The sequence below is a fragment of the Kocuria sp. KRD140 genome, assembly GCF_017168375.1.
GTDB classification, from domain to species: Bacteria; Actinomycetota; Actinomycetes; order Actinomycetales; family Micrococcaceae; genus Kocuria; species Kocuria marina.
Window position 1 is genome coordinate 143,904 of the sequence record NZ_JABFAW010000009.1, and the last position, 14,193, is coordinate 158,096.

A 14,193-nucleotide genomic window follows, 5' to 3' on the forward strand; every position below is an offset into this window, starting at 1 on the left:
CCCCTATGAGCCGCTGACCGAGCGCCCGGCTGCACACTGACAGCGGGGCGTTCTGTGATCGCGTCGTGACTGCGACGCCGTATCAGGGCAGCGACGCGGCCAGTTCCACGGCCTCACGGATCGCGCGTTTCGCGTCCAGTTCCGCCGCCACGTGCGCGCCGCCCACCACGTGCACGGGGCGCTCCCCGTTCTCTCCCGCGAGTTCCCGGGCGAGCTCGGCGCGGGGTTCCTGGCCCGCGCACAGCACCACGGTGTCCGCGGGGATGATCCGTTCGATCCGGTCCTCGGTGTCCGGGTCGCCGGTCTGCGACGCATCCCGCTGCGCGGGCGCCAGGACGTGCACGCCCTGTTCGTCGATCCGCACGTACTGCACCCCGGTTACGAACTCCACGTCCGCCATGCGCAGTTCGGCGCGGTGGATCCACCCCGTGGTGGTGCCCAGTCGCGCTCCGGGCTTACCGGCGCTGCGCTGCAGCAGGGTCACGCGCCGTCTCGGTTTCGACGGCGCCGGGGCGAGCAACCCGCCCCGCGCTTCCAGCGAGCGGTCCACTCCCCACTCGGTGTAGAAGTCGGAGTGCGGGTCGTGCGTGAGGAAGTGCGCGACGTCGAATCCGATCCCGCCGCCGCCGACGACCGCCACGCGCTCACCCACGGGGGCGCCGGCCAAGACGTCCTTGTACCCGAGCACCGTGGGGCCGTCCTCCCCGGGGATGCCGGGGACGCGCGGGGTCACGCCGGTGGCCACGACCACGCGGTCCGCGAAGGCCACGTCCTGCGCGGTGGCGGTGTGCCCCGTGCGCACGGTGACCCCCAGCTCGGCCAGGCGCGTGCTGAAGTAGCGCACGGTGTGGGCGTAGTCCTCTTTGCCCGGGATGCGCAGCGCCAACTGGAACTGGCCGCCCAACTCCGGTTGCTCCTCGAACAGGGTCACCCGGTGACCCCGCTGCGCCGCAGCCTCCGCGAAGGCCAGCCCAGCCGGTCCGGCACCCACCACCGCGATCCGCTCCGCGGTGCGCGTGGGGCCCAGCACCAGCTCCTCCTCGCGCATCGCGCGCGGGTTCACGAGGCATGACATGCGGCGGCCGGAGAAGGTGTGGTCCAGGCACGCCTGGTTGCACGCGATGCACGTGTTGATCTCCGCGGGGCGCTGCGCGCGGGCCTTGGCCACGAATTGCGGGTCCGCCAGGAACGGGCGGGCCAGGCACACGAGGTCCGCGTCCCCGCGTTCGATCACCGCTTCCCCGATCTCCGGGGTGTTGATCCGGTTGACCGCGGCCACGGGTAATCTCAGGTGCTCGCGCAGTGCCCTGCTGACCCATGTGAACCCCGCGGGCGGCACGCTCGTGGCGATCGTGGGGATCCGGGCCTCGTGCCACCCGATCCCCGTGTTGATGATCGACGCCCCCGCGGCCTCGATCTCCCGGCCGAGCTCCAGGACCTGCGCGAACTGCTGGGCGTCCGGCACGAGGTCCAGCGCGGAGAGCCGGTACATGATGAGGAAGTCCGGGCCCGTGGCCTCGCGCACGCGCCGGACGATCTCGGTGGCGAACCGGCGGCGAGCGGCGTCGGACCCGCCGTACCGGTCGGTGCGCTCGTTCGTGTGGGCCACGAGGAACTCGTTGATCAGGTACCCCTCGGAGCCCATGATCTCCACGCCGTCGTAGCCCGCGCGCTGCGCGAGGTGCGCGGCGTTCGCGAAGTCCTCGACCGTACGCTCGACCTCCGCCGTACTCAGCTCGCGCGGCGTGACCTTGTTGATGGGAGCGCGGATGGCCGACGGCGCCACGGCGTCCTCGTGCATCGCGTACCGTCCGCTGTGCATCAGCTGCAGTGCGATCAGCCCGCCCTCGCCATGTACCGCGTCCGTGACCGTGCGGTGCGGATCCAGTTGGTCCTCGCGGCTGAGGTGCGCACCGCCGCGGCGGGCAGCGCCCTCCGGGTTGGGGGAGATCCCGCCCGTGACGATCAGCCCGGCGCCGCCGCGCACGCGTTCCACGTAGAAGCGCGCGAGCTCGTGCTCACCGCCCGGGGCCTCCTCGAGGCCGGTATGCATGGACCCCATGATCACGCGGTGGGGCAGGGTCAGCGGACCCACGCGCAGCGGGGACAGAAGATGGGGATAGGAACTCATCCGATACTCCAGGTCTCAGGTATTTCTTCCACCCTAGAGCCCGTGAGCTGGATCACCAATCCGACCGGGCCGTGGCAGCCACAACCGGACCACGGATCACGCCACCGCCGTGAGGGGGTACCGCCAGGGCGGCGCCCACGATGGGGATGAACGCTCCCAGGAACATGAGCATGGTCAGCGGGGTCGCAAGCGGCACACCGAGCAACCACAGCAGACCGCGATCGCGAGCATCTCGATCACCGCCACCGCAGCGGTGCCCCGCACGTAACCACCCAGGATGCGCACGGTGTCCCGGTCGGTCCGGCGTAGCTTCTCGGTGTGGCGCGGCGGGAACCAGTTCCGCAGGAAACCCCCGATCCGTTCGGCGTCCGCGGCGGAATGGGTCGAGGGGTCGGTTTAGGCGGAGTTCACAGCCCGCATCCGGGCGGCTCGCGGATTCCCACTCGCGTTCCGTCAGCGGGGTGTCGTGCCGCGACACCGTAGAGGCGCTCCGGAGCCAGAGCACCGTGGAGGCGCTTCGGGACCAGAGCGCCGTCTGGCCGATCTCCGGGCACCCCGAGGCCACGAGCGCCCCAGGGCGGTGGCTCCCGAGTGACCCCTGGTGCAATGCTCGCGTCCTTGTTATTCTGAATACATCAAAATAAGACGGCATGGTGTGGTTCCCCCCCGGGACCACCGCCCCACGAGGAGGTTGTCATGGCCAAGAAATCCACGAAGAACGCCAACTACACCGTTCCGGGTCTCACCACGGAGCAGGGCCACGGTGTGGCCGAGATCCTGCAGCAGCGGCTGCACGCGCTCAACGACCTGCAACTGACCCTCAAGCACGCCCACTGGAACGTGGTGGGTCCCAACTTCATCTCCGTCCACGAGATGCTGGACCCGCAGATCGAGGAGGTCCGCGGGTACGTGGACGAGCTCGCGGAGCGCATGGCCACCCTGGGTGTGTCGCCGAATGGTCTGCCCGGCGCCATCGCGGCCGAGCGCACGTGGGACGACTACGACGTCCAGCGCGCCTCCGGCGTGGAGCACCTCGCGGCACTGGACCTCGTCTACGACGGCGTCATCACCGACCATCGGGATGCCCTGGCCCGCATCAGCGACGTGGATCCCATCACCGAGGACATGCTGATCGCCCAGGTCCGCGGGCTCGAGCTCTTCCAGTGGTTCATGCGCTCGCACATCGAGTCCGATTCCGGCGTGCTGGAGAACTCCGCCGCCCGCACGGAGAAGGACGCCGCCAAGGCCGTCAAGCGCGGCCGGGTCGCCAAGAAGAAGTAACCACACATGTAGTAGAAGGACCCCCGGATCCGCATCATGCGGGTCCGGGGGTCCTTCCTCTGCGGTCGGGTGCCGCCGCACGCTGTCGTATGCCTTGGAGAACGACGACGCCGCCGCTTGCGGTCACCCGGCCAAGGCGGCGCCGCGCCGTCGTCGCCGGATGGGTGACCGCGGGTCAGAACGCCAGGTTGAACACCCACACGCCCAGGGTCATGGTCGTGGCGGTGATCAGGACCAGGGCGATCAGGTTGAGCCCGATCCCGCCCTTGATCATCTGCCCGATGGTCACGTACCCGGAACCGAACGCAATGGCGTTGGGCGGGGTGGCCACCGGCAGCATGAACGCGCACGTGGCGGCGAGCGCCACGGGGATCGCCAGGAGCATGGGGTCCACGCCGATCCCCATGGCCACACCGCCGGCCACGGGCAGGAACGTGGCCGCGGTGGCCGTGTTGGACGTGAGCTCGGTGAGCAGCAGGATGCCGCCGGCCATGATGAGCACGAGCAACACCACGGGCAGTCCGCCGAGACCCTGGGCGCGCTCGCCGATCCACTCGGTGAGCCCGGAGGTGGAGAACTGCGCGGACAGGGCCAGGCCACCGCCGAACAGCAACAGCACGCCCCACGGCAACTTGACCGCGGAGTCCCAGTCCAGCAGGCGCACGCCCGGTGCCGCACCGGCCGGGCACAGGAACAACAGCAGCCCCACGGCCATGGCAATGCCGGCGTCGGAGATGATGGGATCCGCGAAGAGCACCGGCACGAAGACCCAGGACAGCGCGGCGAGCACGAAGATGGCCAGCACGCGCTTCTCACCCGGGGACATAGGGCCGAGCTTGGCGAGTTCGTCGTTGATGAGTTCCTTGCCGCCGGGGATCTCGGTGATCTCGGGCTTGAACAACACCTTGGTCAGCAGCACCCAGCACAGTGCGAGCAGCACCACGGCCAGGGGCACGCCCACGAGCATCCACTGACCGAAACCGATCGTGATGTCGTGCGCGTCCGAGAGATAGCCGGCCATCAGGGTGTTGGGCGGGGTGCCGATGATGGTCCCCAGCGAACCGATCGACGCCGCGTACGCGATCCCGAGCATCAGTGCGGTGCCGAAGTTGGACTTGACGATCTCTTCCTTGACCTCGTCGTCCTGGGGGTCGATCTCCTCCCGTGCGGGCGCGGCGGAGGTGCCCTGGACGGCGTCGGCACCGGAACCGATCTTGGTCACAAGCAGCAGCACGGACACGCCGATCGGCAGCATCATCACGGCGGTCGCGGTGTTGGACACCCACATGGACAGGAAGCCCGTGGCCACCATGAACCCCGCGATCATCTGTGTGGGCTTGGTACCGATCACCTTGACGGTGAGCAGCGCGATCCGCCGGTGCAGGTTCCAGCGCTGCATCGCGAGCGCGAGCAGGAACCCGCCCATGAACAGGAAGATGACGTTGTTGCCGTAGGACGCCCCGACGGCGTCGAACTTCACGTCCGTGCCGAGCGTGGGGAACACCACCAGGGGGACCAGGGCGGTCGCGGGCAGCGGCAGGGCCTCGGTCATCCACCACACGCCCATGAGCACGGCCGTGGCGGCCGTGAGCCGGGCGGCATGGGGAACGTCCTGCGGCATCAGGGTGTAGACCAGCACCGCGAGCAACAGACCGCCCGCCAGGCCGATCCAGCGCACGGTGCGGGTGCGGGGTTTCTCCGCCTCCGCCCGCTCGCCCGGGGACTGGAAGTCCACCTCCTCACCGCGGTGAGGGTCCGGATCCATATTCTGCAGGTGTGCGCCGGGTACGGCCGGGTGACTCATGATGTCTCCACATCGTTGTGGGGAAAAGGTCGGTCATCCCAGCGTACGGCAGCGCGGCTCAGCTGACCGTGGCCACCCGGATGGTTTCGGGCAGGGCCTTGATGGCCGCCACGACGTCCTCCGTGACACCGTTGCCGCAGTCCGTGACCAGGTAACCCATCTGCCCCTTGGTCACGAGCTGCTGGCGGTCCACGTTGATCCCGTGCTCGCCGAGCACCGCGTTCACGCGAGCCAGCATGCCGGGCAGGTTGCTGTGGATGTGCAGCAACCGGGTGCCGTGGATGTGGGGGTCCAGCTGCACCTCGGGGAAGTTCACGGACAGGCTCGTGGTGCCGTAGCGGCAGTAGTCGATGAGCTTGCCGGAGACGAAACCGCCGATGTTCTCCTGGGCCTCCGCCGTGGAACCACCCACGTGCGGGGTGAGGATCACATTGGGCAGCCCCTGCAGCGGGGACTCGAACGCCTCGCCGGCGACCTTGGGCTCGGACGGGTAGACGTCCAGGCCCGCCCCGGCCAGGTGGCCGGAGACGAGGGCCTCGCGCAGGGCCTCGATGTCCACCACGTGACCGCGGGACAGGTTGAGGAACAGGGAACGGGGGCGCATCTGGCGGAACTGCTCCCGGCCGAACATGTTGGTGTTGCTCTCGCGCCCGTCCACGTGCAGGGTCACGGTCTCCACCGTGTTCAGCAGTTGCTCCAGGGAATCGCACTTGGTCGCGTTGCCCATGGCCAGGCGGTCCACGATGTCGTAGAAGTAGACGTTCATCCCGAAGGCCTCCGCCACGACCGACAACTGCTTGCCGATGTTGCCGTAGCCCACAATCCCCAGGGTGCGGCCCCGCACCTCGTGGGAGCCCTTGGCGGACTTGTCCCACACGCCCTGGTGCATCGCGGAGTTCTTGTCCGTGAGGTGACGCGCCAGCGCGATGATCTCACCCAGCGCGAGCTCCACCACGGAACGCGTGTTGGAGTACGGCGCGTTGAACACGGCCGTGGCGGTGTCCGTGGCGGCGGTGAGATCGATCTGGTTGGTCCCGATGCAGAACGCACCCACGGCCTTGAGGGTGGGGTGCGCCTCGAACACTTCGCGGGTCACGCGCGTCTTGGAGCGGATCCCCAGCAGGTCCACGCCGTCCAGCGCAGCCATCAGTTCCTGCGGGTCCAGGGCACCCTTGCGGGTCTCCACCTCGAAGCCGCGGCTACGCAGCGAGTCGACGGCGTCGGTATGAATGTTCTCGAGCAGTAAGGCCTTCACCCGTCCATCCTATGGGGTGGGGCGCGGGCGCCCCGTTTCACGACGTAGCATTCCGGGTCACCCCCGAGCGCGGCGCTCGCGCGCGGGGTGACCGGCGGCGTCGTCCTCCGGGACCGCGCCGTCCGCTCAGTCCCGGTACGCGCCCAGCAGCTTCTCGACGACGGCGCGCATCCCGTACTCGCGCGCGATCGTGTCCGCGGCCGCCCGACCCGCTCGCCGTCGCCGCTCGGGATCGGCGATCAGCTGCGCGAGGGCATCTTCGAGGGATGGCTGGGTGTCGTCCACGACCGCGCCGGACCCCGTTCGCGCGACCGTGGGCGCGAGCCCGCACGTGTCCGTCACGACCACGGGCAGTCCCGCGGACATGGCCTCGAGAACCGACATGGGGTACGGCTCGTGGACGGAGGGCAGGACGTACACGTCCGATTCCGCCATCCACCGCGCCGCGCCCGCAGAGTCCACCGGGCCGGCCCACGTGAGGCGCTCGCCGAGGCCCGCGGCCGCGATCGCCGCGCGCACCGCGTCCCCCTGGCCCTCATCCGGGCCCACGAGCGTGAACGTGGCGCGCGGGAACCGCTCGGCCAGGGATCGCGCGGCGGCCACGAACGCGAGCGGACGCTTGCGCTCCTGCAGACGCGCGAGGAACAGCACGCGACACTCGTCGTCTTCCCGCGGCACGCGGGGGCGCGAGGATGCGAGCATCCCATTGTGCAGTTCCATGAGGTTCACGGGCCCGCGGGCGACCTCGGAGAGGTCCTGTTCCTCCTGAGGGGTGAGATAGCAGACCCGGTGCGCGTCCCGCAGCACCCGCCGGGTCAGCAGGGCGTCCAGGGGCCCCGCGAGGGGATTCTCGGACGGGTCGATCATCCCGTGGGTCTGCAGGACGGTTCGGGTGCCCGCGCGCTCCGCGAGCCACGCGGCCGGCAGGGTCAGCAGGTCACGCGCCGTGTGCACGTGCACCACGTCCGCGGTCGGCGCGACCCGGCGCAGCCACGACAGCATGGCCGGCGATGTGAGACCTGCGAAACCCGCACCCGGCAGGGCCTGGACGGGACGGAAGAGCTGCGTGCGCACGCCGTCGCGTTCGGTGGGCAGGCGCGCGCCCAGATCGGAGCCGGTCGCGGCGAGGGTCACGTCGTGTCCGGCGTCGGCGAGCGCGCGGCACTGGTTGAGGGCCACCGTGGTGGGCCCGCCGTACGCGTTGGTGCCCGAGACCAGGGCGACGACCTGCAGGATCCGCATGCCGCTCACGCCTTCGTGGCCACGGGGGCGAGCACGCGCGCCCCGGCCGGGACGTCCCGCGTGACGAGCGCGGTGGCTCCCACGACGGCGCCCTCGCCCACCGTGACGCCGCGCAGGACGGTGGCTCGCAGGGCGATCCATGCGCCGTCGGCCACGGTGATGGGGGCGTTGTCGAACTCGAAGGCCGGGTCGTCCGCGCGGTGGCTGCCCGTGCACAGCATGGCGCCCTGCGACACGCACACGTCCGAGCCGATCGTGATGGGCTCCAGATTGAGCAACCATGCGCCCACGCCGATCCACGAGTTCTCGCCCACGGTCAGTTTCCACGGCCAGTGGATCCGCACGTCGTGGCGGATCAGTGTGCCCTCCCCGATCTGCGCGCCGAAGGCCCGCAGGATCCGGGTGCGTACGCTCGGCGGGCACAGGACGGACCGCTGCAGCGGTTCCGCCACGAGGGCCCACGCGGCGCACTGCAGCGTTCCCCGGCCCTTGTCGTAGCCGCGGCCGGTGAAAGTGGCCAGGCGTCTCGTCGTGTGTGTCATGGTCTCCCCCTGTCGTCGAGCCGCAAATAGGGCTGCGCTCTGCGCGCAACCGGTCCGCTCTCCCCGCGGGCGCGCGGCTACGGGATCCAAGCTTGGCACACTGCGCTCGTCGATCCGCCTGCTTCTGACCCCATAAGTGGAGACACCGGGGGTAATGCCGTCGCTTCGTCCTCGATATCTCCTCGACGCCGACGGGCGCCTGGGGCGGGGTCCTTGCCCGCATGCGTACGGGAAGACTTTCCGCAACGGCGCAGGTCGCGTACTGTCTCGTTGCTGAGGGCAACGTACTTGTCGTGGGAATGTTTCTGCTTCTGCGAACAGTTTTGCAGCCCTCATTTCCTGCGGGTTCCAATTGCTGTCGAGATCTGCCGATGAAGGTTTATCCCCCAATTCGGGTACAAAATAATTCCAGAGAAACTACCTGCGTGTTCATCGACATGATTTCGCGCGTTAGACTGAGGCCCATTACAGGGGAGCGATGAAGAGACTGGTGGGACGTGCTCGGGGGCTGGGCAGCGTCCGAGACGAACCGTCTTTCATTGTGATCAGGGGCTGGGAGGGCACATGACGCTGCATGATTACGTCGATATTTTGAAGAAATGGTGGAAAACCGTCATCACACTGACCGTGGTGGGCTTGTTGGCCGGGGGGATCTACGCCTTGGTGTCTCCGGACACGTACAAGGCCACGTCATCCCTCTACGTCTCCATTCCCGCGAGTGACTCCGCCACGGAGTTGAACCAGGCAGCTACGTACCTTTCGCGAGAGCTGAAGTCGTACGCGACCGTGGCGACGTCCCCCTACATCCTCAAACCCGTCGTCGAGGACACGGGTGTGGATAAGACGGTCGCGCAATTGCAAGACATGTTGGACGTCACCAATCCGACGGCCACCTCCATCATCCAGGTCGATGCCACCGCGGACTCACCTCAGGAGGCCCAGACGGTTGCCAACGGGGTCGCGGATCAATTGACCAGAGGGGTCGGGTCACTGTCCCCCGAGGTCGCCAACCGGGGAGGCGCCGTTCAGGCCACGGTTCTCAGCCGGGCGCAGCTCCCGGATGAAACCAGTGGCCTGCCGTCGTGGCTCTATCCGTTGTTCGGTGTGGTCGGCGGCGCGCTGTTGGGCGTGATCCTCGCCTTCGTGTTGGAGAGTCTGGTTCGGCGGCCGCGGACCACGACGGAGCTGCGTCGTGTGCCGGGTGCGTCGCTGGTCGCGTCCGTTCCGCGACTGAAGCACAGGACTGACGCGCGCAGCTTCTTTCCCGCGGGTGGCGAATCCGCGCCGGCGCGGGAGGTGTCACCTCACGTCACTTCGCTGCGCTCGCGCATCCAACAAGGTCATGCCGAGGTCCTGCCCCATGTGGCCGGCTGCGCGGTACTGGTGGTGACCGGTCAGCGTTCGGGCGACGGTGCCACCACGGTCGCCGTGGAACTCGCGCGTAGCTTTGCCGGTCTGGGCAGCCGCGTGGCTCTCGTGGATGCCAACCTCTCCGACCGCGGGGCAACTGTTTTGCTGGCCCAGCACAATCACCTCGGTGTCTCGGATCTCGTGGAACGTCGGGCCGGGGCAGACCAGAGCACTGTTCGTCTCGAGATGGGGCTGACCTTCCTACCCGCGGGTACGCCGACGCCGCGCCCGAGTGACCTGGTGTGCTCGGAACCGATGGCTGCGTTGGTGGGTGAGTTGCGTTCGGAATTCGACGTGGTCGTCCTCGATTGTTCCCCGTTGCAGGACTCCGTGGACGCGGCGGTGCTGGGCGAACTGGCGGATGAGGTCCTGCTGGTCACGGTGCCCGGGAAGACCTCGACCGATCAGCTGCAGTTCTCGGTTCAGGGATTCCGCGAAACGCCCGTGGCATTGGTGGCCAACCAGGTGCGCCCTTCGCGCGCACACTCCGGCGTTCTCTGAAGCCCACGATGAACACGATGACTCCTTTCGGCTGGGCCGTGTTCCTCCTGGGGGCCACGACCGCCGTGGGTGCGCTCGCGCTCATCCACATCTGGACCAGGGACCGGGTGGACGGGCTGAACCTGCGGATGTGGCTCGTGATCAACTTCCTCGTGGCCAACGTCCTGTCCGGATTCGCCCATGTATTGGGGTGGTCCAGGGACCGCGGATTCTACGAGGCCATGTCCGGTACTCCCGCAGGTGCTACATCCGGCTTGACCACGGCCGCCTGGTCGACCTTCTTGGGCATGTGTGCCCTCTGGGCGGGGCTGACGATCCCGCGGCCGCGGATCCTGGCCGCACACCGTGGTCCCCGACAGGTTCCCCGGCGCCCTCTGATACCCGAACAGTTGTATTCCTTCGTATCCCATCACCGGGTCAGCATGGGGGGCCTGGCTCTCGTACTCGTAGCAGCGGGCGCCGTGGGACTCGTGCGAGTGATGGGCGCCACGACCGACCAGACCGGCGGGCGGATCATTTCCGTGGACGGCGGCAATGCCCGCTACGCATTCCTGGCGGGTTGGCTGCCGTGGGGCATTACGATCCTGGTCTTGGCGCTCGCGAGCCGGAAGCGTGTGCCCGGCCCAGCGGTGTGGAACACCATCATCCTGGTGGCCGGGTTGGCCGCATTGGGCGTCAGCGCCACGTGGAACGGTGGGCGTTCCGAGATCGCCTACGTGGCATTTCCTCTGCTGGCTCTGATGCTGCCCCGGATCAACGTCCTGCGGTGGCCGCTGATCGTGGTGGGCGTGACCGTGTTCGTGGGGTTTATCATCGCGACCACGGCCCGGCGCGTAGGTGCCACCACGGACCCGTGGTCGTTCGTGGATTGGCAATGGGGGCGGTTCTCCATGGCCGCCTGGGCCGAGAACCACGTCCAGTTCCACGGGGCGCTCCACGGTGAGACCCTGTTGAGCGCCCTGCTCAACGTCCCGCTTGCGCTTCTGCATTTCGCGGGTATCCCGGCGGAGAATCCTTTCCGGTCCATGGTGCAGGTCTCGGGATACGACTTGTTGGGTGGGGAAGACCAGATTTACGTGGTTCCGGGGCTCAGCGCAGAAATGATCCTGAATTTCGGCCTGCTCGGTGCGATCGTCGGCTACTTCGTGTTGGGGCTGGTGTCTGCCATGGTCTCCGATGCCTACAGTCGCAGCCGGAGTGAAACCAATCGGTTGTTGTTGGCCACCGTAGGATCCACGCTCGTCTTCCAGGGCATCGTGGGGCAGCTGGAGTCCCTCGAGGTGTTCTTGACGTTGTCGATCCTGCCACTGTGGGGGTTGTGGATCGTTGAACGCATCTTCGGCCGTGGTGATACGAAATCACCGCCCGCGGGAATAAGATCTTCACCGGCCACGGAGCTTTCACCGCGGACACCGGCAGTTCACAAATAAATCAGCTCAACGGGTGTGGAGGGGCGACCTCCGCGTTCCCGGGGCTTCATCAACGGGGAGTGGACCACTTTGCCCAGGCTTACTGTCATCATGCCCGCCTATCGGGCGGGCGCCACCGTGGAGAGTGCCATGCGTTCCACGCTGCGGGCCATGCCGCGGGACGCGGAGTTGGTGGTGTCCGTGGACGGCCCGGACGCCGAGACCGAACGTGCGGCCCGCCGGGTGACGGACCGCCGCGTCGTCGTCCGGACCGATGCCGTCAACCGGGGGACCGTGGCGTGCATGCGCCGGGCCCTGGAGTCCACGGACAGCGAGCTCGTGGCCCGCATGGACTCGGACGACATCTCCCTCCCGTGGCGTTTCCGGGTGGGCTTCCGGGCCGTGCGCCACGCGGACATCGTGTGCGGCACGGGAATCCGCTTCGGGCGGGGGATGCTCCCGCGCCCCGGGTACCCGGGCAGTCTCACGACCCGCGAGATCGGACTGCTGCTGCCGTTCGTCAACCCCCTGTTCCACTCGAGCATGCTCGCCACCCGGGAGGCGCTCGTAGCCGCGGACGCCTACGCGCGGCCCAACACCGCGGAGGACTACGTCCTGTGGCTCGACGCCCTGCGCGCCGGGGCCCGGATCGTGAAACTGGCCACCCCCGTGGTGGCCTACCGGTTGAGTGAGAGCCAGCTGTCGAGTTCGGACACCTACCTGGAGCGCATCGTCTCCGACCCCGAGATCCGGCGCGCGTGGACCGCGTGGGCCCACGCCTCCGGGCGGCCGTGGCTCGAGGCCAACGGCGGGGTCCCCGGATCCATCCGGGGCACGGGGGGACAGCTCGAGACCATCGTGGCCGGGGTGCGTCCCGGGACGCGGCACTACGCGCGGCGTCAGTTGGCGAGAGCCGCCACCCTCATCCCGGCGTCGGCATGCTGAACCAGATCAAGTCGCTCATCGAGCGCGCGATCCCGCGGATGTCCTCCGCGATCGTGATCCTCACGCTCGCCGCGTTCACGTCCCCGCACTACGTGGGTATCTACAACGTGGTGACCCTGCTCTACACGGCCATCCAGGTCACGATCGACTCCGGGGCCCGGTTCGCGGTGATCCGCGTGCTGACCGAACCCGGGGGCATGAAGATCATGAACCGCTACCGGGTGATCATGCCCGTCCTGGCCTTCGTGATCCTTACCGGGCTCATGCTGTTCCTTCTGCACAACGGGACGCTCGAGAACTGGGGCGAGTTCTTCCAGGTGCTGCCCGTGGCGCTCGCGCCCGGTTTCGGGGCCCTGGGTCTGCTGTACGTGGGCACGCTGCAGGCCACCAACCAGTGGGGGACCCTGGCCCGGATGCAGTTGCGGGCCTCCCTCGTGGGTCTGCTCGTGGGCGGGACCATCCTGGTGCTGACCCACTCGCTGCTGGGCCCGGCCCTGCAGCTGGCCGTCACGGAGGGCATGTTCGCCCTGCTGTGCTGGCGCCGTGCGCGCCTTAACACCCAGCCCCTGCCGCACTCCACGCCGGGCGAGCGTTCGATCCTCTCCGACATGGGCACGATGTCCGGCTACGCGCTGGTGTCCTGGTTCCAGGGCCAGGCCGAGCGACTGTTCATGGCCGTGTTCGCCGGCACCGCCGTCCTCGGTACCTACACCGCGGGCAGCGCCGTGGGCCGCGCCCCGGGGGACGCCCTGGCCGCGTCCACCGCGAACGTGGTGCGCGTGGGGATCGCGGACAAGGAGACCCCGGAGGAGATCCGGAGCGCGAGTGACCATTTGTTGCTGCGCGCGCTCATACTCGCGTTCGCGTGCGTGCTGATCGCCCTCACGGCGAGCGTGGTCCTCACGCCCCTGTTGGGTGGCGACTGGAAACCCGCGATGTCCATGGTGCCGTTCATCGCCATGGTGTCCTTCCCCGTAGTGCTGTCCTGGGCGGCCTCCGTGCTGCTCGTGCGCACCGGTGCGGCCTGGAAGACGTTCGTGGGTCCGGTGATCGGCGTGGTCTTCGGTGCGCTGATCGCATGGGTCGCGTCGTTCGACCTGCACCTCGCGGCCACGCTGCTGGTCATCCGTGAGTTCGCCGTGGTCCTCGTCGCATACGTCCTGGTGGGACGCAGTGCGCCGTGGCGGTCGTTCCTGGTGGCTGCGGTTCTCTCGACCATCGGGCTGGCGGGCTGCTGGCTCCTGGTGGCGTAGGGCCAACGCACAGCTCGTTCCCAGTTTGCGGGCGCAGCATGACGCCACGACCACCTCGACCCCGGCGACCGGACGGTCCACCTTCCTGCGCGGGCGCCTCGACGAGCCCGCGGTCACCGGCGGCGGGTCCCGCGGCGGCGTCGTCCTTTGAGGCCGCAACGGGTACGACGACGCTGCGCCCCTCCCGCTCCCCGATCACCCGATGGTGGGTGGCCGCGGCGGGGGTGGTGCTGATCGGGGTGGTCGCGTTCAGTCGGCTCTACCTGGGGTACCACTGGCTCACGGACGTGACGGCCTCGCTGCTGCTGGTGATCGCGATCCTCGGCCTGGTCGTGGGCGTGGACGCGTGGCACCTCACGGCGCAGCGGGCGGAGCTCACTCGCGCGTGAGCACCGCCTCGATGGCCTCCTCGAGCACGGC

The 14,193-nt window shown here is 68.6% G+C and carries 11 protein-coding genes; 6 read left to right on the forward strand and 5 right to left on the reverse strand.

The genetic code is table 11. The features are described 5' to 3' along the window. Positions 1 to 82: 82 nt before the first annotated feature. Positions 83 to 2,131, reverse strand: a complete 2,049-nt coding sequence (locus J1M36_RS09470) for an NADPH-dependent 2,4-dienoyl-CoA reductase (protein WP_206479169.1) — start codon at positions 2,129 to 2,131, stop codon at positions 83 to 85. Between the two features lie 696 nt (positions 2,132 to 2,827). Here J1M36_RS09470 and J1M36_RS09475 point away from each other — a divergent pair. Beyond that, the gene (locus J1M36_RS09475) at positions 2,828 to 3,412 is read left to right on the forward strand and encodes a Dps family protein (protein ID WP_035964961.1); all 585 of its coding nucleotides are present in this window, start codon (positions 2,828 to 2,830) and stop codon (positions 3,410 to 3,412) included. A 175-nt stretch (positions 3,413 to 3,587) separates the two neighbouring features. On the opposite strand, the gene J1M36_RS09480 is transcribed toward J1M36_RS09475, so the two are convergent. From J1M36_RS09480 to J1M36_RS09495, 4 genes are all read right to left on the reverse strand, one after another. After that, a complete protein-coding gene (locus J1M36_RS09480; protein ID WP_206479170.1) occupies positions 3,588 to 5,216 on the reverse strand; it encodes a DASS family sodium-coupled anion symporter in 1,629 nt (542 codons plus the stop codon). 58 nt (positions 5,217 to 5,274) lie between these two features. Next, positions 5,275 to 6,471: a phosphoglycerate dehydrogenase gene (serA, locus tag J1M36_RS09485; protein WP_206479171.1), complete on the reverse strand. Its 1,197-nt coding sequence runs from the start codon at positions 6,469 to 6,471 to the stop codon at positions 5,275 to 5,277. A 126-nt stretch (positions 6,472 to 6,597) separates the two neighbouring features. Continuing rightward, positions 6,598 to 7,713 carry a glycosyltransferase gene (locus tag J1M36_RS09490; protein WP_206479172.1) on the reverse strand — a complete coding sequence of 372 codons (1,116 nt, stop codon included), beginning with the start codon at positions 7,711 to 7,713 and terminating at the stop codon, positions 6,598 to 6,600. Between the two features lie 5 nt (positions 7,714 to 7,718). Beyond that, on the reverse strand, positions 7,719 to 8,255 hold the full coding sequence (locus tag J1M36_RS09495) for a DapH/DapD/GlmU-related protein (RefSeq protein ID WP_064845620.1): 537 nt from the start codon (positions 8,253 to 8,255) through the stop codon (positions 7,719 to 7,721). A 564-nt stretch (positions 8,256 to 8,819) separates the two neighbouring features. On the opposite strand from J1M36_RS09495, the gene J1M36_RS09500 reads away from it, so the two are divergent. The 5 genes from J1M36_RS09500 to J1M36_RS09520 are packed head-to-tail and all read left to right on the forward strand — an operon-like array spanning position 8,820 to position 14,162. Next, entirely contained in the window at positions 8,820 to 10,166 is a 1,347-nt protein-coding gene (locus J1M36_RS09500; RefSeq protein WP_064845619.1) for a polysaccharide biosynthesis tyrosine autokinase, read from the forward strand. A gap of 17 nt (positions 10,167 to 10,183) precedes the next feature. Then, positions 10,184 to 11,596 (forward strand): hypothetical protein, encoded by a 1,413-nt coding sequence (locus J1M36_RS09505; RefSeq protein WP_064845618.1) that lies wholly within the window; start codon positions 10,184 to 10,186, stop codon positions 11,594 to 11,596. 15 nt (positions 11,597 to 11,611) lie between these two features. Next, a complete protein-coding gene (locus tag J1M36_RS09510; RefSeq protein WP_286737590.1) occupies positions 11,612 to 12,520 on the forward strand; it encodes a glycosyltransferase family 2 protein in 909 nt (302 codons plus the stop codon). Then, positions 12,514 to 13,773, forward strand: a complete 1,260-nt coding sequence (locus J1M36_RS09515; RefSeq protein WP_206479174.1) for an oligosaccharide flippase family protein — start codon at positions 12,514 to 12,516, stop codon at positions 13,771 to 13,773. The genes J1M36_RS09510 and J1M36_RS09515 overlap by 7 nt, the downstream gene beginning before the upstream one ends. 38 nt (positions 13,774 to 13,811) lie before the next feature. Continuing rightward, on the forward strand, positions 13,812 to 14,162 hold the full coding sequence (locus tag J1M36_RS09520; protein ID WP_206479175.1) for a phosphatase PAP2 family protein: 351 nt from the start codon (positions 13,812 to 13,814) through the stop codon (positions 14,160 to 14,162). The last annotated feature ends 31 nt before the right edge of the window (positions 14,163 to 14,193 follow it).

Coding starts and splice junctions, on each gene's coding strand:
- J1M36_RS09470 (WP_206479169.1), bottom strand. CDS start 2,131: ATGAGTTCCTATCCCCATCTTCTGTCCCCGCTGCGCGTGGGTCCGCTG.
- J1M36_RS09475 (WP_035964961.1), top strand. CDS start 2,828: ATGGCCAAGAAATCCACGAAGAACGCCAACTACACCGTTCCGGGTCTC.
- J1M36_RS09480 (WP_206479170.1), bottom strand. CDS start 5,216: ATGAGTCACCCGGCCGTACCCGGCGCACACCTGCAGAATATGGATCCG.
- J1M36_RS09490 (WP_206479172.1), bottom strand. CDS start 7,713: ATGCGGATCCTGCAGGTCGTCGCCCTGGTCTCGGGCACCAACGCGTAC.
- J1M36_RS09495 (WP_064845620.1), bottom strand. CDS start 8,255: ATGACACACACGACGAGACGCCTGGCCACTTTCACCGGCCGCGGCTAC.
- J1M36_RS09500 (WP_064845619.1), top strand. CDS start 8,820: ATGACGCTGCATGATTACGTCGATATTTTGAAGAAATGGTGGAAAACC.
- J1M36_RS09505 (WP_064845618.1), top strand. CDS start 10,184: ATGACTCCTTTCGGCTGGGCCGTGTTCCTCCTGGGGGCCACGACCGCC.
- J1M36_RS09515 (WP_206479174.1), top strand. CDS start 12,514: ATGCTGAACCAGATCAAGTCGCTCATCGAGCGCGCGATCCCGCGGATG.
- J1M36_RS09520 (WP_206479175.1), top strand. CDS start 13,812: ATGACGCCACGACCACCTCGACCCCGGCGACCGGACGGTCCACCTTCC.